Annotated in this window: 21 protein-coding genes; all 21 read right to left on the reverse strand. The window is 39.0% G+C overall.

The window, feature by feature from the left end; genetic code table 11:
* Positions 1-36 precede the first annotated feature (36 nt).
* The 21 genes from Cabys_RS19500 to rpmH all read right to left on the reverse strand — a co-directional run bounded on the left by Cabys_RS19500 (position 37) and on the right by rpmH (position 22,597).
* Positions 37-1,290, reverse strand: a complete 1,254-nt coding sequence (locus Cabys_RS19500; RefSeq protein ID WP_006927629.1) for a 3-deoxy-D-manno-octulosonic acid transferase — start codon at positions 1,288-1,290, stop codon at positions 37-39.
* A 1-nt stretch (position 1,291) separates the two neighbouring features.
* Positions 1,292-2,305, reverse strand: a complete 1,014-nt coding sequence (locus Cabys_RS19505; protein ID WP_006927628.1) for a glycosyltransferase family 9 protein — start codon at positions 2,303-2,305, stop codon at positions 1,292-1,294.
* Positions 2,306-2,308: 3 nt separating this feature from the next.
* Positions 2,309-3,283, reverse strand: coding sequence for a polyprenyl synthetase family protein (locus tag Cabys_RS19510; protein ID WP_006927627.1), 975 nt, complete (start codon positions 3,281-3,283; stop codon positions 2,309-2,311).
* A gap of 84 nt (positions 3,284-3,367) precedes the next feature.
* Positions 3,368-4,132 carry a twin-arginine translocase subunit TatC gene (tatC, locus tag Cabys_RS19515; RefSeq protein WP_006927626.1) on the reverse strand — a complete coding sequence of 255 codons (765 nt, stop codon included), beginning with the start codon at positions 4,130-4,132 and terminating at the stop codon, positions 3,368-3,370.
* A gap of 42 nt (positions 4,133-4,174) precedes the next feature.
* Positions 4,175-5,467, reverse strand: a complete 1,293-nt coding sequence (glyA, locus tag Cabys_RS19520) for a serine hydroxymethyltransferase (protein ID WP_006927625.1) — start codon at positions 5,465-5,467, stop codon at positions 4,175-4,177.
* A 15-nt stretch (positions 5,468-5,482) separates the two neighbouring features.
* Positions 5,483-5,923, reverse strand: a complete 441-nt coding sequence (gene rpiB / locus Cabys_RS19525; protein WP_006927624.1) for a ribose 5-phosphate isomerase B — start codon at positions 5,921-5,923, stop codon at positions 5,483-5,485.
* A 10-nt stretch (positions 5,924-5,933) separates the two neighbouring features.
* Positions 5,934-7,160 carry a tetratricopeptide repeat protein gene (locus tag Cabys_RS19530; protein ID WP_169313621.1) on the reverse strand — a complete coding sequence of 409 codons (1,227 nt, stop codon included), beginning with the start codon at positions 7,158-7,160 and terminating at the stop codon, positions 5,934-5,936.
* Between the two features lie 75 nt (positions 7,161-7,235).
* Complete coding sequence (locus tag Cabys_RS19535) at positions 7,236-8,435, reverse strand: hypothetical protein (protein ID WP_006927622.1); 1,200 nt, start codon at positions 8,433-8,435, stop codon at positions 7,236-7,238.
* Positions 8,436-9,674 (reverse strand): hypothetical protein, encoded by a 1,239-nt coding sequence (locus Cabys_RS19540; protein ID WP_006927621.1) that lies wholly within the window; start codon positions 9,672-9,674, stop codon positions 8,436-8,438.
* A gap of 70 nt (positions 9,675-9,744) precedes the next feature.
* Positions 9,745-10,317 carry a D-glycero-alpha-D-manno-heptose-1,7-bisphosphate 7-phosphatase gene (locus Cabys_RS19545; protein ID WP_006927620.1) on the reverse strand — a complete coding sequence of 191 codons (573 nt, stop codon included), beginning with the start codon at positions 10,315-10,317 and terminating at the stop codon, positions 9,745-9,747.
* Positions 10,318-10,410: 93 nt separating this feature from the next.
* Complete coding sequence (gene glgA, locus Cabys_RS19550) at positions 10,411-11,898, reverse strand: glycogen synthase GlgA (RefSeq protein ID WP_006927619.1); 1,488 nt, start codon at positions 11,896-11,898, stop codon at positions 10,411-10,413.
* A gap of 630 nt (positions 11,899-12,528) precedes the next feature.
* Entirely contained in the window at positions 12,529-13,815 is a 1,287-nt protein-coding gene (locus Cabys_RS19555; protein ID WP_006927618.1) for a cation:proton antiporter, read from the reverse strand.
* The gene (locus tag Cabys_RS19560) at positions 13,812-14,957 is read right to left on the reverse strand and encodes a cation:proton antiporter domain-containing protein (RefSeq protein ID WP_006927617.1); all 1,146 of its coding nucleotides are present in this window, start codon (positions 14,955-14,957) and stop codon (positions 13,812-13,814) included. Before Cabys_RS19560 ends, Cabys_RS19555 begins: the two co-directional genes overlap by 4 nt.
* Before the next feature lie 263 nt (positions 14,958-15,220).
* Positions 15,221-16,156 carry an N-acetylmuramic acid 6-phosphate etherase gene (gene murQ, locus Cabys_RS19565; RefSeq protein WP_006927616.1) on the reverse strand — a complete coding sequence of 312 codons (936 nt, stop codon included), beginning with the start codon at positions 16,154-16,156 and terminating at the stop codon, positions 15,221-15,223.
* Complete coding sequence (gene rsmG, locus Cabys_RS19570; RefSeq protein WP_006927615.1) at positions 16,149-16,823, reverse strand: 16S rRNA (guanine(527)-N(7))-methyltransferase RsmG; 675 nt, start codon at positions 16,821-16,823, stop codon at positions 16,149-16,151. Before rsmG ends, murQ begins: the two co-directional genes overlap by 8 nt.
* Complete coding sequence (mnmG, locus tag Cabys_RS19575) at positions 16,823-18,676, reverse strand: tRNA uridine-5-carboxymethylaminomethyl(34) synthesis enzyme MnmG (protein WP_006927614.1); 1,854 nt, start codon at positions 18,674-18,676, stop codon at positions 16,823-16,825. Before mnmG ends, rsmG begins: the two co-directional genes overlap by 1 nt.
* 32 nt (positions 18,677-18,708) lie before the next feature.
* Complete coding sequence (mnmE, locus tag Cabys_RS19580) at positions 18,709-20,082, reverse strand: tRNA uridine-5-carboxymethylaminomethyl(34) synthesis GTPase MnmE (protein ID WP_006927613.1); 1,374 nt, start codon at positions 20,080-20,082, stop codon at positions 18,709-18,711.
* Entirely contained in the window at positions 20,079-21,896 is a 1,818-nt protein-coding gene (gene yidC / locus Cabys_RS19585) for a membrane protein insertase YidC (protein WP_006927612.1), read from the reverse strand. The genes mnmE and yidC overlap by 4 nt, the downstream gene beginning before the upstream one ends.
* 21 nt (positions 21,897-21,917) lie before the next feature.
* Positions 21,918-22,127, reverse strand: a complete 210-nt coding sequence (yidD, locus tag Cabys_RS19590; protein WP_006927611.1) for a membrane protein insertion efficiency factor YidD — start codon at positions 22,125-22,127, stop codon at positions 21,918-21,920.
* A gap of 1 nt (position 22,128) precedes the next feature.
* Positions 22,129-22,461 carry a ribonuclease P protein component gene (locus Cabys_RS19595; protein ID WP_006927610.1) on the reverse strand — a complete coding sequence of 111 codons (333 nt, stop codon included), beginning with the start codon at positions 22,459-22,461 and terminating at the stop codon, positions 22,129-22,131.
* Complete coding sequence (gene rpmH, locus Cabys_RS19600; RefSeq protein ID WP_006927609.1) at positions 22,439-22,597, reverse strand: 50S ribosomal protein L34; 159 nt, start codon at positions 22,595-22,597, stop codon at positions 22,439-22,441. The genes Cabys_RS19595 and rpmH overlap by 23 nt, the downstream gene beginning before the upstream one ends.
* Positions 22,598-22,883 lie beyond the last annotated feature (286 nt).

Genomic DNA, 22,883 nt, shown 5'->3' on the forward strand with positions numbered 1-22,883 from the left:
GGTAGCTTAACGCATGAAGAGAAAACGTTTTTACGATTATGGCCGTAGCTTAAAGGCCTTCAAAAGGCGATCGGTAGCGCCTGTTTTATTTTGGACATATTGGCCTGCCTTGCGGCCCACAACCTGTGTCAGCCCTGGATCGGTCATTAACTTTTCCATGACCTCCACAAATTCATCGTTTGTTCGTACTACCAGAGCGCCGTTTTGATTGACGAGGTCAACCGCTTCAAATGAATTTTCGTAAACGGGTCCAAACAAAACCGGAATGGCATAAACGGCCGCTTCCATTACATTGTGAATTCCCTGCTTAAAGCTTCCTCCAACGTAAGCCCAGGCCGCATATTTGTAAAGATCGGCCAGCACGCCCACCACATCTACCACCAACGCTCTTTCCGTCTGCAGATTTTCTTTTGAAGAAAATGTTAACGCCCCAAAGGAGGAAAAATCATCTAATAGCTGTCCGACAAATTGCTCCGATGGCTGATGCGGAACGACGATCACCTTTAAATCGGTGTATTTTCGCATTAAATCCAGCAATCCTGTTTTTATTGCATTATAGTCTTCCGGCCAGATGCTCCCTAAAACAAGCATCCTTTTGTCGATCCACCTCTTTTTTAACAACCCCTTTTTAAGGGCTATTTCCTTTCGAATCAAAACCTGATCGAATTTTGTGTCGCCAACAACTTTAACGCGTTGTATTTTGAAGTGTTTTTTAAAGCGCCGCGCATCATCTTCACTAATAGTAAAAATCGTATCAAAGGCTGCATAGGCTTCTTGCAGAAGGAATCTGTAAAAAACATTTAAACGCGACGACTTTGGGGAAAGCGACGCATTTACAAGATAAAGCGGAATGTGCATTTTTTTTGCCGCCAGCACCTGATTGGGCCATACATCATGCTTGGAAATTATTAATATTTCTGGCTTCAACTGTTTAAAAATCTTTTTCCATAGCCAAAACAGATCAAACGGCAAGTAAACATGCACTTCATCCGGCATGGTCTTTTTTGCATGCTCAAAGCCGGATGCCGAAAAAAAAGTGACAATAATTCTGAATTTATCACCCAGACGATGAATAATCGGGCGAATATGCTCAAACTCCCCCAGAGAAGAAGCGTGAATCATTAGCGCCGGTTTTTGCGCGTCCTTTAATTTTCTAAGTATACGTATGGCATTATAGCGTCCGGAAATGGCCTGTTTCATTTTTTTATTAAACAATCCGGCAATATGAACGCCAATCAAAAGGATGGGAATAAACACAAAGCGATAAATAATTCTGGCCAAAACTCGCATTTTACATCCAGTTTTTTAATTGGTTAAAGACCATTTGCGGAGGAATCGATTTCATACATTTAAAATGGAACAGAGGGCATCTTTTTCTGCCCACATGTGAACATGGACGACACCACAGATTATTATTTTCCATAACAATACTTTTTGCGCGGTAGGGAAAGAAGCCAAATTCTTTAACGGTAGATCCAAAAATTGCCAGAACGGGTGTGCGAACGGCCGCCGCCATGTGCATTACGCCCGAATCATTAGATACTACAAATTTTGCCTTATTCAACACGTAGGCCGTCTCCAGCAAACTCAACTTACCAGCCAGATTGAGCACCCTTTCCGAAGTTACCAGCGGTCTAAAGCTTTCTGCTTCAACCGCGTTTCCTAATAAGATAATTTTGTAATGTCCTTCATCTTCTATTAATTGGATTAACTTTCTGAAATATTCGATGGGCCATTGTTTGGTTTGAAAACCTGCGCCCGGAGCAATGGCTATCATTTTGCCGTGTAAAAAATCGTTTTTTAGCTTGAATCGTAACGTTTTTACATTTCTATCTTTCCAGAACAACTCAAGTCCCTGAGAATCATCTTTGATTCCAAGCGGCCTGCCTACATTTAAATATTTTTCCGGAACAGGGATTACTTCCCTGAACAAATTAATTTTAAAATAAACCAGCAAGGCGCGTTTGAATTTATTTTTTTTCATACGATAAATTTTGGCCGGCAAATTGAAGGTCAAAATACGGCTGCGAATATTGTTGTGCAAATCCAGGATGTAGTCGTAATTACGCGCTTTGATTTTTTTTCTTAAGGCTAAAAGCCCTTTCAGCCCCGCTTGATCATCAAAGGTGAAAATCGTATTTAAGTGAGGGTTATACTGGATTAACTCGAAAAATTTTTTTTTGACGACAAAATCTATTTTAGCATTGTAAAAAGCAATCCGCGTTTGACGAATGAAAGGCGTGGTCAGTAAAATATCGCCAATCGAACTGAAGCGAATAATCAAAACTCGTTTTACAGATTCCATATCTCATTTTGCGCGATTAATCGTAAAATCCACAAAGCGTTCCATGGCAGTTTTAACTTCTCCGTCCGGATAGGCGGCAATACACTGCTTGGCTTTGTTTGCATATTCCGTTAATTTTTGTTCGGCATAAGAAATTCCATCGTAGCTGGCCACAAAGTCCAGGATGTATTCCACATCCTTTGGCGAAACGCCTTTTTTCAATTTGCGTTTTATGCGTGTAATTTCTTTACGTGTGGCTTTATTAAAGGCGTGAATCAACGGCAGGGTAATTTTTTTATCTTTAAAATCATTCCCCACCGGTTTACCCAGAATCTTTTGGTGACCGTAGTAGTCCAGTAAATCATCTTTGATCTGAAAGGCAATACCCAGGTTCTGACCAAAATTTTTTAAATTTTCATGATCCTCTTTATTTTGGGAGACCGTAATCGCTCCCAACTCCGAAGCGGTTCCCATTAACGCAGCAGTTTTATTGGAAATAATGTCAAAGTATTCGTCTTCTGTAATTTTAAGCTGGCGAGCTTTTTCAATTTGCATTAATTCGCCCTTACTCAGGCTTTTAGAGGCCAGCGCCAATTTATTCATCACTTCCAGACTACCGGTCATCGTTGCCCCTATTAAACATTTAGACAACAGGTAGTCGCCCATTAACACCGCAATTTTATTTTTCCACAAAGCATTAATGGAAGGGAAACCCCGCCTGACATGGGCGCTGTCTACCACATCGTCGTGCACCAATGAAGCCGTGTGCAAAAGCTCCACAACTGAGGCGACCAGGTAGGTTTCATGCACCGGCTTACCGATCAGCTTGGCCGACATTAAAACCAGCAGAGGCCGTATGCCCTTGCCTTTATTCTTGACAATATATTTGGCAATTGTGTCGATTAAAAAAACATTTGATGATAGGATTTCTTTAAAAACCCTGTCAAATTCTTTTAATTCTGGTTCAACGGCCTTTTGTATTTTTCTTAATGAATCCATTCTGTTTCTGTTATCCACATTAAAATCATTATTTAAAAAGAATTAAGTTAATAATATATTTCGTTTTTAGCAATACTAAGCCCATTATTCTTTTTCAGGTTTTTTGGCAAAGAAATAACTAATCCAGATCGTGATTTCATACAAAACCAATAAGGGGATGGCTAAAAACAACTGGGTTGTTGGATCAGGCGGGGTTAAAATTGCCCCCAGAACAAAAATGATAACAATAGCGTATCTTCTGTATTTTCTTAAAATTTGCGGGGTCAATAAACCAAGTTTGGTAAGCAAAAGACTGACAACCGGCAGTTCAAACACAATGCCAAACACCAACACAATTCGCGCCACAAAGCCGAAATAAAAATCGAGCGCAATATTGTTTTTCACGTTCTCTGGCACTAAACTCAAAAAGAAATCTAATGCAAAGGGAATAATCACAAAAAAGGCAAAGGAAGCGCCAATAATAAAACTGATGGTCGCAAAGGTTATGACCGGCACAACATACTTACGCTCACTTTCTAACAGTCCCGGCGCAATAAAGGCCCAGATCTGGTAAAAGATGACCGGCAAACTGAAAATGATACCTGCAATCAATGCCAGTTCGAGTTTAATGATAAAGACGGTCTGTACCTTTAAAACCTGTAATTCGATATGGTGCTCTAAGTTTTTAGTTGTGAGCAACAAAAAATCCAGAATATAATCGGAGAAAATAAAACTGATAATTGCGAAAATAACAACCGCAATTAAGGATTTAATAATCCTCCATCTAAGTTCCTCTAAATGATCGAGGAACGGCATCTCAACTTCTTCGATTTTCGTTTTTTTTATCATCTTTTTATTAAAATGCCCCATTTAAAAAATGAATGGGGCATTACTTTAAGTTTTCACTTTTTTTTATAAAGAATAAATTTGAAAACTTTTGTTTAACTCTTTTATCTCTTCATTTACTTTTTGGGCTACCGATTCGTCATCGATATTGCTGAGCACGCGATCGATAAAATTAGCGATTAACTTCATTTCGTCTTCTTTCATACCTTTGGTAGTCAGAGCCGGCGTACCGATGCGAATACCGCTGGTTACAAAGGGGCTGCGTGTATCAAAAGGCACCATGTTTTTATTCACCGTAATGCCTGCTGCATGCAAGGCGTTTTCTGCGGCCTTGCCCGTGATGTTTTTAGCCGTCAGGTCCACCAGAAAAACATGATTATCCGTACCGCCGGAAACGATATCGTATCCTTTTTCAATAAGCGCATTGGCCAGAGTTTGGGCATTTTTAACGATCTGTTTGGCATAATCTTTAAATTCTGGCTTTAGCGCCTCGCCAAAAGCAACCGCTTTGGCGGCAATAATATGCATCAACGGTCCGCCCTGAATACCCGGCATTACATTGCTGTCAATAATTTCGGACATCATTTTTACGCGGCCGGATTTGGGCGCCACAATGCCCATTTTGTTTTCGGAATCTTTGCCCATTAATATCATTCCGCCGCGCGGCCCACGCAAGGTCTTATGGGTGGTCGTGGTGACCACATCGCAGTATGGAATGGGGCTGGGATGAATGCCCGCGGCGATCAGGCCCGCAGGATGCGCCACATCTGCAAATAAAACAGCGCCCACTTCGTTGGCAATTTCACGGAATTTATCAAATTCGTAAAAACGGGAATAAGCGCTGGCGCCAACCACAATCATTTTGGGTTTGTGCTCTCTGGCCAGACTGGCCACCTCATCCATGTCAATTCTTCCCGTTTCTTTGTTAACGCCGTAGGCCACAAAATTAAACAACTTACCGGAAAAATTAACGGGTGAACCATGGGTTAAATGACCGCCATGAGCCAGATTCATACCCAATACGGTATCCCCTGGCTTAAGGTAGGTAAAATAAACCGCCATATTAGCCTGAGATCCGGAGTGCGGCTGGACATTGGCGTATTCGCAATCGAACAACTTTTTAGCCCGTTCGCGCGCCACGTCTTCCGCGATGTCAACAAATTCGCAACCGCCATAATAACGGCGTCCGGGATAACCCTCTGCATATTTGTTGGTCATTACCGAACCCGCCGCTTCCAGCACCGCTCTGGAAACAAAATTTTCAGAAGCAATTAATTCCAGCGTATTATTCTGACGATCCATTTCTTTTTGAATAGCGGCAAAAATTTCTGGATCCTGTTTTTTTAATTGTTCTAACATGACCTCTCCCCTGGATTACAAACCTGTCAATTGGGTTATTAGCTTAAGCCGTTTTTCGTGTCTTCCGCCTTCAAAGGACGTATTCAGCCACACCTCCACAATTTGAATGGCTTCTTCTTCGGACAAAATCCTGCCCCCCATGCACAACACATTAGCATTATTGTGTTGCCTGGAAAGTTTGGCCGTTTGTTCATCATGAGCGAGAGCTGCTCTTACTCCCTTAATTTTATTGGCCGTAATACTCATTCCTATGCCCGTCCCGCAAATCAAAATGCCAAGATCCGCTTCTCCGGTGGAAACGGCCTGGCCTACCTTATAGGCAAATTCTGGATAATCACAGGACTCTATTTTAAACGTGCCCACATCTTTAAAATCGATGTCTTTCGATTTAAGATAGTCTTTAATCTGTTCTTTTAACACATAACCTGCATGATCGGCGCCAATGGCTAACTTCACATTAAGTCTCCTAATCAATTATCCACTGATAACAAGGCGAATGAATTTTGTCGTGTTTGTGCATAAACACATCTTCCTGGGTCGGGATAAAGGGCTTAATGATTTCTTGCTTTTTTCTGGCCTTAGAACGAAAAGCCGGATCCTTTTCTGCCTTTTTGTAAGCTTCGTACGCTTTTTGATAAACCAGTTTGTCTTCGTAAGCCGTTTTTTTACGTTTTAGTTGTTGCTGGCAGTATGGAACGGCTGCCTCATACAATTCACCCAGAGTAATATAGGCCAGACCATAACCCGGCTTGGTGGCCAACGCTTTTTTAATCCAGTATTCTGCCTTTGAAAACTCATTCTCCAGTCGATAATTCACCGAAATACGCAACATAATGTCCACATCTTTAGGATCCATTTTCAGAATGGCTTTATAATCATTAATCGCTTTGAAGTTTTTATTTAAGCTTTCATACGCCTCGGCTCTCAATAAATAAGCGGCTTTTGTCGGTTTTTTTTCAATCACCTTGCTGATGGGCTCAATGGCATCTTCATAGGCTCCAGAGTTAACAGCCACTTTAGCATATTTGTAAGCCAGGTCCACATTTTCTGGATCCTTTAAATATGCTTCCTTTCGAATTTTCAGGTCTGCGCCTTCGCCGTAAAAATGATTCATGTACTGCGCATAACGCTCGCTTTCTTCCAGATTATCGGGCTCTAATTGAGTGACGCGTTCCTGGTATTTTACTGCTCTTTCGTCATCTGCTTTAAAGTAAAGGAACGCCAGGGTTTTCACGTAATTTACATTATTGGAATCGCTTTCAACCAATTTTTCGAAATGAGGAATCGCACATCGAAATTTGCCAAGACGGTTTTGCAGAGCGCCAGCATAGTAATGCAAGCGAATCATATCCGGGAATTGTTGTAAGCCACGATAGCAAATGATCAGCGTGCTGTCAACATTCCCACGCAGATAATAAATATCTGCAATTTTTCGTACAGCGGCTCTGGCATATTTAGAACTATCGTGTAAATAAACCTTCCACAGGTAGGGCAAAGCCTCTTTATAAGACTGGTTCTTAAAATATTCATATCCAAAGTTATAAACCAGACGAATATCCTGATTGAGCGGTTTATTGGCAAGGCTATCCCAGGGAGTTGTTAAGTTTTCTGGAATACAATTATTTTCTTCCTGCGGCTGTTCCTCCTCTTCTAACAACAGATCCTGTGCATAGCCATTAAATGCAAACCCCATTATTAAAATCAATGGTAAAACTAATCGCATTAAATTATTAATTGCTCTCATAACATTTACCTCCATGAGCATTTGCTAATCTTCAAACTTTACAAACCAAATTTCGCTGGCATTTATCGTTATTCCAAATTTAATAAACGTCTCTTCATATTGGTTTTTATCCAACGAACCTCTTTTGCCGATTAAAAAAGAAAAATCGATTCGCGATTTAAATCTTGTGATAGGCATTGAAAGTCCCAATGTTAAGCCATATTCCTTAACATTCTCTCCTGCGCTAATCATATTTTGCTGCCCGTAGAACATACCGGCTCGATAATCCATCTTCTCAAAAAAATTGGTAAACAGTTTATGGCTCTGTCTTCTTTCCAGCCCAAAGCCAACCCGTTGATATTTAGCAAATAAGTTTTCTGGGGTCACGCCTTCAACCTTATATCCATTTTCCCAGTCCTGATAAATAAAGTCCAGCCCTACCGAAGTGCGGCGATTAAAATCATATTTTACCCCAAATCCGTAATAAGCCGGTATCTCCAGTTTTTTTATTTTGCTGCGATTAATAATGGTAGAACCCGTGTTGGGCTTGATTCTGGATGTCAATGTAAATGCCGGACGAAAAATCATGCCAACATATAAATTTTTCAAGGGATTGGAAAATCCGCTAATCTCCATTCCATGACCATAATACCAGTATTGATACTCAAAATATAATGGATTCAGGCTCTCACTTAACTCAAAAATATAGGATCGATCAATTCTTCCGAAATTGTACTCATAACCAAGGGCGACGCTTAAATATCTATTAAAAGCATAAGATACATTTAACGTTCCTTTGCTTAAGCCCCCTTTTATCAATAAATGTTTTTGAACGCCTTCATCCTCCACCTTAAAACTTTGTTCAAGGTTTGAAAAGGGTTGAAGGCCCAGACCAACCACCAGTTTCTTCTTGATTATTGGAATGCCCAGATATCCACCTTGAAAATTCATGTAATCATTAAAATAATCGGATTTTATTTCATCTCTGGCAAAAGCGCCTGTGTAGCCCAGCGAAAGTCCATAGGTGGGATTGCTTATGCCCGGCCAGGTCGCAAAGTTCATAAAGTTCAGCCGCAACGAGTCCTGGTTAGCGATTTCATAAGCCCGTCCAATGCCAGAATTGGAATAAAAAGGATGCAATAGGCCAAGGGAATAATCATTAATTCCAAAAATACTTTCCCCCGCCTTTAAAGAAAAAATGCTGCCGATTATCAGGGAATAAATTAAAACCACTCTTTTCAACATTTAAAAACCTTCATTTTGTACATGATAATAATAAACGCGTAACCGAATCCCGTTCTCTTCCAAAGTTCTTATCCTGCGAATGGCAAGGTCCTGATATTCATTCACAAACTGTAAATAAAACCAGACCGAATCATAGGTTCCATTTAAATATCCCTGCAAATAGCCCTTGCCAAATCGTACCTGATCGTCTTCATTAAAAAAATGAATAATGTTGTCGTCCTTATAAAGCGTGTAAGAATAGTAACTGCTATTTGCAAAACTGGAATCAACAAGAATTTGAGACCCATCTTCTGAAATAGAGGTAATCCACCTCAAATAATAAGAGTGGGCATGTTCATCATTATTTAATCGATTGGTAAAGCCGGGATCAAAAAAATCTTCGTCGTTTAATTCAAACTGCATATCGGCCTTATAAATCAAACTGTTGACCGGTATGCTTTTTAATGCATCGAATTTAACGATCACGCGGCTGGCAATTCCGGAAGCAAGCAAAAGTTCTTTTTTTGCTCTGGCCATTTCAAATATGTTTTGCGGATTTTCAAAGTCGTAATCAAAAACGGTAGATGCAATACCTATGTTCGTGGTATCATGCTCAATGGTTGTATCTAATACGGTCCTGTAAACCAGCTTGGGCCAGTTCTCAGGATCCTCCGAATAGAAATTATGGAACTCTTTTATAAAACCATTGTCATCATATTGCGCTTTAATAATTAATCCGAAATTATCTTCGCCGGCTTCAACCCATCGGTTAAAAACCTCGACATCGATCGGAATGACAACCAGGCCTGTGTCATCGTTAGTCAGATGAAAGGTGTAAAAGGCTGAGCCTGGTTGATAATTGTGAAACTCCGGAAAACTGTTAACAGAATCAGGCCATTCTTCCGTTAATTCACTAACCATCAACGTCAGGTCGTTGCCGCCTTCTGGAAATGCGTGGCGATGATAAAGGATCACGTAAACGGAGTCGTAGGTTGCGCCCGAATCGATTGGCATTCTTGTAAAACGCATAAAAATAGACGCCTGAAAGCCCTGAAAACTACCGACACTCAAAACCGTTGAGTTTTCTGTATTTACAAATTTATCCAGTTGAAAATAAGCCGTGTCTGCGTAAAAAGTTGTATCGATAAACGTCCCCAGCCGATCCAGCGCTTCTAACTCCTCTGGAGGATCAATTGGATTCAAATTCTGACAGGCAACTATCACCATTCCGAGTAGAATTAAACTTACAATCTTTTTCATTTTCCGTCTTCATTTCTTTTAAAACATGCAAATATAAATATTCATCAAACAACTGTCAATTTAACAATTTTTACTGATAGCAATTAATAATCGTTTGTGCCGCCTGAAGCACATCGTTAAAAATCGCATACGGTTTGCTCAAAAATCCGCCTCTTGATTGAACATAATCTCCTGTTCCATAACCTGATAAGACCAACACGCCCCGTATGCCTGAATTTTTGGCCAGCGCTATATCAGAAGAACGATCTCCGATGACCCAGGCCTCTTTCAAACTAACTCCAAGCTCTTCTACCGCCTTGTCGATCATGCCGGTATTCGGCTTCCGGCAATTACATTTAAGACGATATTTTTCAACCTTACCCTCCGGGTGATGCGGGCAATAAAAAAGTGCATCGATTTTTGCGCCTTTTTTTTCAAATTCTTTTAACATGTATTTATTCATTTGAACTAATTCTTCTTCAGAAAAATACCCTCTTGCAACACCCGCCTGATTGGTTACAACGACCACTTTAAAGCCCGCTTTTTTGAACAACTTTATGGCCTCAACCGCCTCTGGCAAAGGCCTGATACGGCTAAAGTGATTTATGTAACCCATCTCCTCTATTATTGTTCCATCCCGATCTAAAAAGACAGTTTTATCCATTGAGCGCTCATTAATTACCACAATAATTATTGTTTAAGATTACATTGAAGGAAATTTGAAACAAAATCGTCGATACTTTATTAAATAATAATTCTATATTTCATCTCCCGTCATCACTCTTTCGTAAATATCCAGATATCTTTTTGCGGAGATATCCCACGAAAAATCTTCTTCCATGATTCTTTTCTGGATTTCAACCCATTTTTCTTTGTTTTTAAAATAGGCCAGAGCGCGTTTGATGGCTTTGAGCAAACTTTCCGCGGTCAAATCCTCCATCACAAACCCCGTACCTAAGCCCGATTCTTCGTCAATATCATCTACCGAGTCAAACAGTCCACCGATGGGCGATACGATAGGGATGGTGCCGTAACGCATACTGTAAATCTGATTTAACCCGCAAGGCTCATATTTTGACGGCATTAAAAACATGTCAGAACCAGCTTCTATCAAATGCGCCATTTTTTCATCGTAAGTAACGCTTACGCTTATTTTTTTCGGAAATTTCTTTGCATAAGATAATAGCGTTTCTGCGATGTCGCGTTCACCGTCTCCATGAATCACCAATTGCAAATCTTCTTTTAACAAGTCGTCGAGCACCTCTAACAGAAGATCGAACCCTTTCAGTTCCGTTAATTTAGATATCATCCCTATGACCGGAACATCTTCATTAAAAGGCATTCCTAAACGCAACAACATTGCTTTTTTGTTTTCAATTTTCTTCTCGATTTCTTCTTTGGAATATTTGAAGGGGATGTACTTGTCTTTTTCCGGCGACCAAACTGCGTAATCGACGCCATTCATAATACCTTCAAATTTATCTTCTTTTTCTTCCAGTATTTCGCGAAAGCCAAAACCAATTTTATCGTCCGTTAAAATTTCGTGCGCATAATTTTCCGAAACCGTTGTAATAAAATCGGAAAAGAGAATAGCCGCTTTGGTTAAATTCAATTTGCCGTCCTTATAAAACATGCCGCCTTTTTTCACCTGGCTTTTATCGAAATCGATTTTTTCGGCCACCTCTACGTCAAATTCTCCCTGTGTGGTCAAATTATGAATGGTGTAAATGGTTTTTATTCCTTTAAAAAACGGGTCTCCCATGTACAGTGTTTTTAAATAGACCGGCACAAATGCTGTCTGCCAGTCATTACAATGAATGATTTCTGGTTGCCAGGATAATTTTTTTAGCGTCTCAATAGCCGCTTTACAAAAAAAGGCATAACGAATGGCATTATCCGGATACGGTTGGTTGGTTTTAGGATCGTTGTAAATGCCTGGCCTGGCAAAAAAATCGCCCACTTCAATAAAGTAAACCTGCACTTTACTATCAGGCAAAAAAGCAGATTTTACCGATGCGATGGCGGTTTGCGATCCGACCGTTACCGGAATCTCCCTCAGGCGAATTACTTCGCGTAAAACGTACTTACGCTCGTTTATCGATTTATACTTGGGTATCATCAGGCGAACTTCCTGGTTCAAGTTTTTTAACGCCTTGGGCAAGGCACTGGTAACATCCGCCAGTCCGCCGGCCACAGCAAATGGAGATAGTTCACTCGCTAAATACAATAATTTAAACTGTTTCATCGTTCCCCCAACACTCTTGGAATCCCGGAAAATGAATATAACTTATTTATTTTGCTAAATTTAATCATTTTTATGTTTTTAATCAAAAATTATTTTCCATCCGGCGCTTTTTCTTTTAATTTTTTTTCTTTTTATTTAGCTTTTTTAAGAAAAGACAGAAAGTGTTCACTCTAAAAAAATTCTTTTTTCTATTACATGGAAAAAACCCTTTGAAAAATGGATTGTTTTTATCGGTTCTATTGGATTTCTCTACCCGTTCGAAATGACAAATCACGCTTCTTAGATCGAACGTAAGTAAATTTGTTAAGATTTCTTAAAAAACGTCAAGCCCTTCATAGTTTTAAATTCCATTTAGAGTTTTGCAAAATGCACATACAGGCCATTTGAAATCCCGATTCATCAGGATTGGAAATCTTCTAACTTCAGCAAAAACAGAAGATTTCTCGTCGCTACGCTCCTCGAAATGACACTAAAATTTACATTTTGCAGAACACTATTAAATTCCATAATTAACAACAACATGGTTTGTTTTAATTCATTCTTTGTTGCATTTAAAATTACTTCTCGTTCCTGTTATTTTCTGTAAAAAAATTTTTCTTGCTTTTTAACTATACTGTTTCTTCCTGATTTTTAAGCATTTACCTCTTTAGCTCTGGTCAATAAATATTTAAAGAAAATTGGGCCCAAAAATTCATTAATTACCACCGTGGCAATTAAAATCGAAATTAAAAGACTACCTATCTCTCCTGGGATTGAACGCTCGATGATATTGGCCAGCCCTACAGCGATTCCAGCCTGTCCTACAAATCCCATCCAGGAATATTTGGTAACCAGATCATCTTCTTTTAACCACTTACCGGCCAGGTAATTACTCAAATAAAGGAAAAATAATCTTAATACGATGAGCGCCATGGTTATGAAAAAGGCCTTTTTGATGCTTTCTAAGTGGATGCTTGCGCCGGCAAATGTAAAAAAAGTTATATATAAAGGTAAAGAGATTTTATTGATTCCGCTTAATAACTCTTCTCCTTTACTTGAAAAATTTTCTACAACTATTCCGGCAACCATTGCACAAATTAAAATTTCAAGTTCAAACATATGTGATAATTCAGTTATTAATATTCCAATTATCAACAAAAACAACGCTTTTTCTACATTAACAAATTTTAAAAATAAAATGATAATCAAACCCACAGCGAGTCCAAGCAAAATGGAACTGAAGATTATTGTGCCAGATTGATAAATTTGATCCAGCGTAAAAATAAATCCATCAATTAAATAGGTTTTAGCATAAGTAATGGCCAGGGGAAAAATCATTACGACTATTATGGATTTGAGAACCGTTATGGCTAAAACCAAATCGGTTATTCTGCCTTTTGCCTTAACCTCCGTAATGATTCCCATGATAATTGCCGGGGACTTTGCCAGCGCCGTAATGGAAAAGAGAATGGAAAAACCAATTAGAATTTGTGTGTTTTGAATTACAGAACCTAACAAAATTTTAGTTAAAGGGATTAATACGATTAAAAGCCCCACAAACAATACAAATATTTGGTTAAAAAGCATCAGGTTAATCAAAGTAAGATTCGATTTTATTTTGCTTAGTTTTAATTCTCCTCCAGCCGAAATCGCAATAAAGGCAATTGCCAGATTTTCAAGAAAATGTAAATCGGAAAGATTTTTATAGGTAAGAATATTTAACATCTCCGGGCCAATCAACACGCCCGCAATCATGTATCCGATTATACCAGGAAATTTTATTTTTTTAAGAATCCCCGCCAACAAAAAGGAGCCCAACAGGATCACGCCCAGAACAAATAAGCCCTCAGTTTTAACAAAAACTTCAGTAACAGAAAAAAAGCTTTTAAAGTAGTACGAAAACAAGATCAAAACGCTAAATATGAAAAACTTCTTCATTCTGCTACGATTCCGCTACGTTTAATATGGTAAATAGACAAAATATTTGTTAAAAAATAAATGAGCACGACTATGGTCAACAACTCTATTCTCGCTCCGGACAGATATGCATCCAGGGTAATGGCCAGTGAAACGGAGCTTAGGCCAAAAGTTTGAAAGCCAAAAGAATGGGTAAAATTTCTGAATACGATTCTCTCCGTTAACACATTTGCAATGACCACAACAATAAAAAAGGTAATGGCTAAATAATAGATATCTTGCAACTGCAAAACAATGCCTATAAAAAACAATAAAATAAAATTTAAAGGTTTTTCCCACTCCTGTACATAAAGATAAAGCTTTTTTACATTGATATCTTTAAAGTTTGAAATAATTAACCCCAACAAAACCGACAGAAATAATATGCTGTTTTGTAATATTTTAGAGCTGGAAACCACTATTAAAATTAATGCCAGAATTACCAGAATTTGCGTTTCAAAACTTTTTAGTTCTTTGGCCAGTAATTTGTAAACAAAAGCAAGAAAGACAACCACCAGGTATGCGCTACCCAAAATCACCAGAGATTTTTGCCAGCCGCTTTCTAAAATATTAAACACCATGAATAAGAATCCCAGGACAATAATTCCGAGAACATTGTCAAAGGCCGCTAAAAATTCCAGAAAATGGCTCTCTTGCGTGCTGAGCTTTTTAGTCTTGGCCAGAAGGGCGATGGTAATCGTGGAAGTTATGCTTCCCACCACTGACAATAATATTAACTCTAACACCGATAAGTTTATAATTTTCAAGCAATTAATCAACAACAGCAGCGAGCCTACAAATAAGATATGAAGCAAAAAGTAAAATATTGAGTTAAAGTAATAAGATCTCTGAAATCGATTCATTTGCTTAAAATTAAGCTGGAGACCGACTAAAAAGCCCGTCCAGCCCAACACCAGGCTAAAAACATAATGAGAATGCTTATTCACGTCTTCTGTGAAAATATTCAGAAAAAACGGGCCAAATAAAACGCCCATTAATAGATAGTAAAATCCAGAATAATTTAAAAAGTTAGAGAAGAGATTGTTTAGCGGAATTTTTTGGAAAAAATATTTTCCTACGACGGCCAGGGCCACCAAAAAGACTAACGTTAAAATAAGGTTCATGCCTTAAATGCCCCAAATTATTTCTTCTTCCCGGCACGACTTTTTCCTAAAAGGTAATCACTCGTTTTTTAGATTCGCACCAGGTTTATTCAAAAAGGATCGGTTTTTACATTGAATCCACAAACAAAACAGGATTCTTCAATGTTAGAAACAACTAAAGCCCTCTAATAAAAAACAAACTCCCTCTTCTATTGCAAAAAGAAATTAGAAAAAAAATTTTTTAATATAAAGCATTTAATACATGAACCTTTTTCTGCTGACTGTTATTTCGCTTGTTCCTTTTCCCAGGCCAAAAGCGCTCTTTTCAAAAAACCCTGATTTTGATCGATGTATTTTTTGGCAACCTCCACGCTTTCGTTGGTCTTGGCGATAAAAATGGCTGTTTTTACGTGTCCCTTGGCAATCTTCAAACATTCGCTGGCCCTGTCATAATCAACGTTCGCGGCCATCATGATGATTCTTTTTGAGCGTTCGACCAGTTTTTTATTATTTTGCTGAAGATCGATCATCATGTTTTCGTAAACCTTACCCAGCTTGATCATCGAAACGCTGGTAATCATATTCAATATCATTTTCGTTGCCGTTCCGGCCTTTAAACGTGTTGATCCCATAATCACTTCCGGACCAGGCACCGGACAAATAGCCACATCCACATCATACTGCAAATCTTTTCTGGGATTACAAACAACAACAATGGTTTTAGCGCCGCGTTTACGCGCCTCTTTAATCGCCCCAACCACATAAGGCGTGCGTCTGCTTGCCGCAATTCCACACACCACATCTTTTTCTGTCACATTTAATTCGGCTACATCCTGAGCGCCGTACTCCTCGTGATCTTCATACCCTTCCACTGCAATGGTTAAAGCCTTGTATCCGCCGGCAATTCTGCCAACAACCATTCCCGGATCAACGCCAAAAGTTGGCGGACATTCGACCGCATCCAGCACACCCAGACGTCCCGATGTTCCAGCTCCAAAATAACACAATCTTCCGCCATTTTTAAAGGCCTCCGTTACAATTTCAACAGCCTGTGCAATATAAGGCAGTTCTTTTTCCACGGCATAGGCTACTTTTTTATCCTCTTCATTAAATACCCGAACGGCATCCAGAGTATCCATCATATCAATTTCCATTGAATTCGGATTTCTACTTTCTGTAACCAGACCAGAAAGTTCCTCAAAAAGTTTTTTTTCATCCATAAAGCTTCTCCACTTTTACCAGACATTTATTTTTCAGATAATCTTCTATCATTAAATCTTTATCAAACCTCCATGCACTAAGACGAAATTCTTTCAACAAAGTCCCGTCCAACTCATCCATAAAATCAAGACCTTTAATGGTCAACAATCTGACTCCTCTTTCAAGATGAGGACGCACCAGCGTAATTAATTCTCCCAATGGAGCTACCGCCCTGGCAACAATCCAATCAAATTCATCTCTCGCTCCTTCCACAAACTTTTCATAGCGTTCACAAACCACATGCGCATCAACCTCCAATTCCGCACAGACCCGTCGAAGAAAAAGCGTTTTTTTTCTGGATGAATCCAGCAAAACCAACTTCCACTGTGGTTCGACAATCGCCAGCACAATTCCTGGCAACCCTGCGCCCGTTCCAACATCCAGAATCCGCAAAACTCCATGTTCAGAGAACCGACTCAAATACTTTTCAAAAAACAAAGAAGGGATAATATGGCGTTCAACGACACGCTCCACATCGTTTTTTGAGATCAGATGCACCTTGCGATTCCACTCTTTAATCAATTGCGCATAAGCCAGCAACCGCTCAACCTGAACCCTATCAATATGAATATCCAGGCGTTGTAGGTATTCTTTTAAAAGATTTATGTTTTGTTCCACGTGAAACATCAAATATATTTTTGTTTAGTTAAATAGATTAATAACACCGAGATGTCCGCCGGCTTCACACCTGAAATCCTGGCGGCCTGACCCAGATTTTCGGGTTTTATCTTTGATAATTTCTCCCTGGATTCAGCAGACAGCGCGCTTATTTTTTGATAATCGAGATCTTCTGGCAGGCGCTGATCTTCTAACTCTTTTAGCTTTTCTATCAATCGTTTTTGACGCTGCAGATACCCCTCGTACTTAATATTGTACTCCACTTCGTTGATTGCGTCGGTTAAAAAGTTCTGATCGGTTAATAAAGGCAATATTTCTTTGAGTTTCACCTCAGGACGCTTTAACAACACCACTGTTTTTGTGCTGCGCTGCAGCGGCGTCGATCTATTATGATAAATTTTATTGAAATCCTCTAAGGGCACCACCGTCGTGCTAACCAGATGCTGAATTTCTTCGATGTGTTTCTTCTTTCTCAAAAATTTCTCATACACCCTATCTTCGATCAGGCCGAAGCTTCTGCCATATTCCATTAATCTTAAGTCGGCGTTGTCGTGTCTTAACAGCAATCTGAATTCAGCGCTGGAGGTGAACATTCGATAAGGCTCAGTGTGTATTTTATTGATTAAGTCATCTATTAATACGCCTATATATGCTTCGGAGCGGCTTAAAATAAACGGTTCTTTTTCTTTTATTTTAAGCGCAGCATTAATTCCGGCCATAATGCCCTGAGCAGCCGCTTCTTCATATCCTGAGGTGCCGTTAATCTGTCCGGCAAAATACAAATTACTTATCGCTTTAGTTTCCAGCGTGTGCTTCAATTGATGCGGCGGAAAAAAATCATACTCCACGGCGTATCCCAATCTCAAAATTTTCACGCTCTCCAGACCCGGAATGGTTCTAATTGCCCTTTCCTGAACATCCGCAGGCAAACTGGTTGAAAAACCATTGACGTACACCTCTTTAGCGTGGTACCCTTCGAGCTCAAGGAATATCTGATGGCGCGGTTTTTCTGAAAAGCGGTAAATCTTATCTTCAATGGATGGGCAATAGCGCGGACCTGCGCCGGATATCATTCCGGTAAATAAAGGAGATCGATTGAATCCAGTGGCCAGTATTTCATGCGTTTTTTGATTGGTGTACGTAATATAGCAATTGATTTGCGGTTGCGTTATTTTTTCCGTTGCAAAGGAAAAAGGGACCGGTATTTCATCAGGCCTTTGCACCTCCAGCACATCGTAATTAATAGAATCGCGGTGCACACGCGGCGGGGTGCCGGTTTTTAAACGGCCGGCCTCAAAGCCCAGAGCAACCAGGTTTTCTGTTAATCCTTCAACGGGCAACTCCCCTGCTCTGCCTGCCCGTAACCTGGAAAGGCCGATATAAATGACGCCGTTTAAAAACGTTCCCGATGTTAAGATGGCCGCTTTTGTTTTTAACACAGCGCCGCTCTTTAAAACAACCGATTCTATCGCATGTTTGTTAACATTGATTGCAACGACCATATCTTCGATTATTTGAAGATTTTTTGTGCGCTCGACAAACATTTGAGCTACCTTAGAGTAATAAAGCCGGTCTGTCTGAGCGCGCGGCGATTGAACGGCTGGCCCCTTAGAGGTATTCAATAACTTAAAATGAATGCCGGCAATGTCGGCAATTCTGCCCATCACCCCGCCCAGCGCATCTATCTCACGCGCCAGCTGCCCTTTGGCCAACCCTCCGATGGCTGGATTACAGGACATTAAACCAATTTTATTTTTTTCCAGGGTAACCAGCGCTGTTTTTAAACCCATTTTTGCCGTGACAACAGCGGCTTCTATTCCGGCGTGGCCGCCGCCAACGACTACCACATCAAATTTATTCATAATGATTCATCAATCGTTTCACGTGAAACATTTTATTTACCGATGCAAAAATTGGCGAAGATGTTGTTTAAAATATCTTCGTTTGTGATTTCTCCTGTAATTTCTGAAAGAAGATCAACCACCTCTCTTAATTCCATGGCCACAAATTCATGTCCTGTTTTTTGCGTCAGGGTATTTTTAGCTCTTTTCAATTCTTCTCTTGCCTTTTTTAGCAAGCCGTATTGACGTTCGTTGCTGATAATGACTTGCTGTGTGTCCGTTTTTTGAATGATCTTTTTTATCTGGTTTTTTATGGATTCTATATTGGTCCGATTCTTGGCAGAAATTTTCAACAACGGACGTTCCCCTAAATACTGCTTATTTTCTTCTAAAAAATTAAGATCAATTTTATTACCTACAAATATTACTTTTTCTTTAAAATCCTTTAATTTTTTAATCAGGTAAAAATCTTCATCGTCCAGCGGTTGTGAGGCGTCAAACAAAAATAAAATCAAATCCACATCGGAAAATAATTTTTCAGCGCGTTTTATTCCTTCTTTTTCCAGTTTATCATCGGAAATTCTGATGCCTGCCGTATCAATGAATTTTACCAGAACATTTTCCAGATAAATTTCGTCGTGCACAAAGTCTCGCGTAGTGCCGGGTATGTCGGAAACGAGAACGCGATCTTTTTCTAACAGAGCGTTCATCAGGCTCGATTTGCCCACATTGGGCTTGCCGGTAATCAACACCTGTACGCCGTTTAACAGCAGCTTTCCCTGCTGGTAACTATTAAGATACCTTTCGATTTTGTTCATTATTTTATCAATCAGTTTTAGGACTTGCTGATCTTCGATCACCTCGATGTCTTCTTCGGCAAAATCAAGATTAAGTTCCAATAAAGAAATGGATTGGATTAAATCCTGTTTGATCTCTTTGATTTCTAACGAAAATTTACCTTCCAATTGTTGAATGGCATTTTTTAATGCCTTTTCAGAGCGTGCGGAAATGAGGGAAGCAATGGACTCGGCCTGCACCAGGTCGATTCTGCCATTCATAAAAGCGCGTTTGGTAAATTCACCTGGCTGTGCAAGTCGGCATCCCTGCCTGAGATAAAGCTCTATAATCTGTTCCGTAATCAATATGTTGCCATGACAGCTAATTTCCACAACATCTTCGCCCGTGTAAGAGTGTGGTTTCCGGTAAAGCAAAACAATTACATCGTCAAGTGGTTCGTTCTGTTCGTTGACTAACTGTCCATAAAAAAAACGATTCTTTTCAGCCCGCGAAAAACGGCTGTTGGAAAAGAATCGACTGGTAATTTCGACGGCTTTAGTTCCGCTTATTCGAATTAAATGAACACTACCACCGCTCAATCCTGAAATAGGAGCGATGATAGTGTCCTTGCTTAAATAATCTTCATTCATTTCTTGGACTTTTTGGGTGATTTTCCTTTTTTTGTAGTAGCTGCAACGGCAACGGCAACTTCTTCGTTTTCCTTTGAACCACGATTAATGTACAACTGTTGAATGATGGTCAACAGGTTGAACATGGTGTAATACAGATTAAGACCCGACGGCAGTGTGTTAAAAATCATCAGCATAAAAATGGGCATAATATAAATCATGGCCTTTTGCTTCGGATCCTGCGTGGTCATTTTAGTTTGAAAAATCATGGTAATGGCCATCAATATAGGTAACAGATTGAATTCGTTGCCGTAAAATGGTAATGAAAAGGGTAAATGCCACAATCCTTCAGAACGCGACAGATCATTGATCCAGCCTGGAATAAAGGGCGCGCCTCTCAGCTGGATGGTGGATCGGAATACAATAAAAAGCGCAAAGAGCAGCGGCATTTGTAAAAGCATGGGTAAGCAGCCGCCCATGGGATTAACGCCATGTTCTTTGTACAACTTCATCATTTCTTTGTTTAAACGCTGAGGATCATCTTTGTACTTTTTGCGCAGTTCATTCATTATCGGCTGGATGCGCTGCATCTCTTTCATCGATTGATAGCTTTTTTTGGTCAGCGGATAGAGAAGAATTTTGATGAGTATGGAAAAAACGATGATCACCAGACCATAATTGGGAATAAATTTATACAAAAATTCAAGAATTGGTAAAATCAACAAACTGAAAAAACGAAATGTACGCTCATACCAGCCGTTGTTCAAAACTAAAATATCAAGATCTCTTTTGTAGCTTTTTAAAATTTTATAATCCAGGGGGCCAAAATAGTATCTAAAAATGTTATCGGCTTTATTGTTATAGCGAACGTTAAAGCCTACATCATATTTGCCATGAACAAAATCATCAAATTTCTCCCCTTCTCCGCCCAGATAAACGCCGTCAATAATATTTTCTTTATTTTCATTTAAAATGGACATGAGAAAATATTTGGTTCTAATGGCCAGCCAATCAGCAGAACCGGTTAAATTCAAAGGCTTTTTTTCGCCAACATCGTCAATTTTATAATTTTCCAGTTCTTCAGCCATATAAACGTAAGCCTGATAATAACTATTATCATCATGCAAATTGGGCTCTGTTAAAGGCAAACCATTATCCCAGCCAATCTGATATTCATTATTCAAAAGGAGTTCATCAGGATTTTCAAATCGAATATTCACATCAAAATGATAACTACCGCCGTAAAAGGTCAACGATTTGCTAATTCTTTGACCTTTGTAAATGATATAAAAAGTGAGCTGGAATTTTTCACCCTTATTCAATTTCTTTTTAGAGATATTCCCTTCACTTTTAAAGAGAAAATTACCGGTATTAATAATGTTTCCATTGCGGTCAACAAAAGTAAAAACCATGTTGTTATTTAAATGAGAATCGATAAAATTGACGTAAGTTGAATCATATTTTAAATATTTTTTTAAATAAAAGGCTTTTAAACTGCCGCCGCCTTTATTGGATAAATGCACTTCGAAGTTTCCGTTGTCAATGGTAAATATGCGCTCGGAGTCGTCCTGTTCAACTTCCACATTAAATTGACTACTTGCCGTCTTAAATAAATTGTCTTCCTGTTGCGATTCTGTTTCCCTGGCGTCAAAGGTTTCTCTTTGTTCATAAACAGGTGTTGTTTGGGGAACACTTTTTTCAGCGGTGGAATCAACCGTACTTTGCACAGGAGATGTTGGTGGCGGTGGTAATACCATCTTTTCATAATAGGGCATTAAAATTATTATGATAGCAATTAATACTAAAGCTATTATTGAGTTTCTATCCAATCCCATCTTAAATCTACCTTTCAAACTTCATTTAACTGGGTCAAAACCACCCGGGTGCCATGGATGACATTTGCTAATTCGTACAATGGAATACCATCCCCCTTTAAGCGCGCCGTGTTTTTTAATCGATTCGTAAGAATAGGTAGAACAGGTTGGATAAAATCGACAGGTCGGCGGCTTTAAAGGAGAAATGAATTTACGGTAAAATTGTATTAAAAGTAAAAATATGTACTTCATTTCATAACTTATTGGCTAATTCTTTTTCTAAATCTCTATATTTAAATGGCTCTTTTGATAAAAATAAAAATATCACTCTGTTGTACTTTTTAAACAGAGTGATATTCCGCACGATAAAATTTCGGCCAATCCTCTTGATGTAATTTCTGCGTACAGCAGAACCGCAATTCTTTTTAACCAGAACAGCCGCTCGCAATTTTTCACGAACGTCTTTGCTTTTATTTAAAAATATTATCCCGTATTTGTGATAAACTTTTTTACTGTTGTCTAAAACCTCTTTTATCTCATTCGTCTGGCGAATGGATACGATATTATGCCGACGGGATAAATTCATCACTTACGGTTAATCTTTTTCTACCTTTTTTTCTTCTTCTGGATAAAACAGCGCGTCCTGCCTGAGATTTCATTCTGGCCCGAAATCCGTGTTTGTTAACTCTTTTACGATTATGCGGTTGATAAGTTCTTTTCATTTATTTTATCCTCCTTATTATTATTTTCAAAACTCTTAATATATTCATTTTCATGATGTGAAAGCAAATTTTCTATATTTTTTTCTCGTTATCATTTCAACAGGTTCATTTTTAAAATGGTGTACATTTTTGCACTGTGGGTAACTTTTTTTAAAAAACAGGTTAATTTAATGTTATTGATAGGAGTTAAGCTCTAAAAAAAGATGTGGGTAATAATGTTGAAAATTCTACTAATAAGCGGTCTTTACCCACATGGGCTTAATCCGAAATCAAAAAACAACTTTTT

It is taken from the genome of Caldithrix abyssi DSM 13497, assembly GCF_001886815.1.
Classification (GTDB): domain Bacteria; phylum Calditrichota; class Calditrichia; order Calditrichales; family Calditrichaceae; genus Caldithrix; species Caldithrix abyssi.

What these genes read in the sequence shown, in the direction of transcription:
- Cabys_RS19560 (WP_006927617.1), bottom strand. Translation starts at nt 14,957, where the DNA reads ATGAACCTTATTTTAACGTTAGTCTTTTTGGTGGCCCTGGCCGTCGTA.
- Cabys_RS19595 (WP_006927610.1), bottom strand. Translation starts at nt 22,461, where the DNA reads ATGAATTTATCCCGTCGGCATAATATCGTATCCATTCGCCAGACGAAT.
- Cabys_RS19535 (WP_006927622.1), bottom strand. Translation starts at nt 8,435, where the DNA reads ATGTTGAAAAGAGTGGTTTTAATTTATTCCCTGATAATCGGCAGCATT.
- yidC (WP_006927612.1), bottom strand. Translation starts at nt 21,896, where the DNA reads ATGGGATTGGATAGAAACTCAATAATAGCTTTAGTATTAATTGCTATC.
- Cabys_RS19505 (WP_006927628.1), bottom strand. Translation starts at nt 2,305, where the DNA reads ATGGAATCTGTAAAACGAGTTTTGATTATTCGCTTCAGTTCGATTGGC.
- glgA (WP_006927619.1), bottom strand. Translation starts at nt 11,898, where the DNA reads ATGAAACAGTTTAAATTATTGTATTTAGCGAGTGAACTATCTCCATTT.
- Cabys_RS19555 (WP_006927618.1), bottom strand. Translation starts at nt 13,815, where the DNA reads ATGAAGAAGTTTTTCATATTTAGCGTTTTGATCTTGTTTTCGTACTAC.
- Cabys_RS19540 (WP_006927621.1), bottom strand. Translation starts at nt 9,674, where the DNA reads ATGAAAAAGATTGTAAGTTTAATTCTACTCGGAATGGTGATAGTTGCC.
- murQ (WP_006927616.1), bottom strand. Translation starts at nt 16,156, where the DNA reads ATGGATGAAAAAAAACTTTTTGAGGAACTTTCTGGTCTGGTTACAGAA.
- rpmH (WP_006927609.1), bottom strand. Translation starts at nt 22,597, where the DNA reads ATGAAAAGAACTTATCAACCGCATAATCGTAAAAGAGTTAACAAACAC.
- Cabys_RS19545 (WP_006927620.1), bottom strand. Translation starts at nt 10,317, where the DNA reads ATGGATAAAACTGTCTTTTTAGATCGGGATGGAACAATAATAGAGGAG.
- Cabys_RS19530 (WP_169313621.1), bottom strand. Translation starts at nt 7,160, where the DNA reads ATGGGGTTTGCATTTAATGGCTATGCACAGGATCTGTTGTTAGAAGAG.
- mnmE (WP_006927613.1), bottom strand. Translation starts at nt 20,082, where the DNA reads ATGAATGAAGATTATTTAAGCAAGGACACTATCATCGCTCCTATTTCA.
- mnmG (WP_006927614.1), bottom strand. Translation starts at nt 18,676, where the DNA reads ATGAATAAATTTGATGTGGTAGTCGTTGGCGGCGGCCACGCCGGAATA.
- glyA (WP_006927625.1), bottom strand. Translation starts at nt 5,467, where the DNA reads ATGTTAGAACAATTAAAAAAACAGGATCCAGAAATTTTTGCCGCTATT.
- rsmG (WP_006927615.1), bottom strand. Translation starts at nt 16,823, where the DNA reads ATGTTTCACGTGGAACAAAACATAAATCTTTTAAAAGAATACCTACAA.
- tatC (WP_006927626.1), bottom strand. Translation starts at nt 4,132, where the DNA reads ATGGGGCATTTTAATAAAAAGATGATAAAAAAAACGAAAATCGAAGAA.
- yidD (WP_006927611.1), bottom strand. Translation starts at nt 22,127, where the DNA reads ATGAAGTACATATTTTTACTTTTAATACAATTTTACCGTAAATTCATT.
- Cabys_RS19510 (WP_006927627.1), bottom strand. Translation starts at nt 3,283, where the DNA reads ATGGATTCATTAAGAAAAATACAAAAGGCCGTTGAACCAGAATTAAAA.
- Cabys_RS19500 (WP_006927629.1), bottom strand. Translation starts at nt 1,290, where the DNA reads ATGCGAGTTTTGGCCAGAATTATTTATCGCTTTGTGTTTATTCCCATC.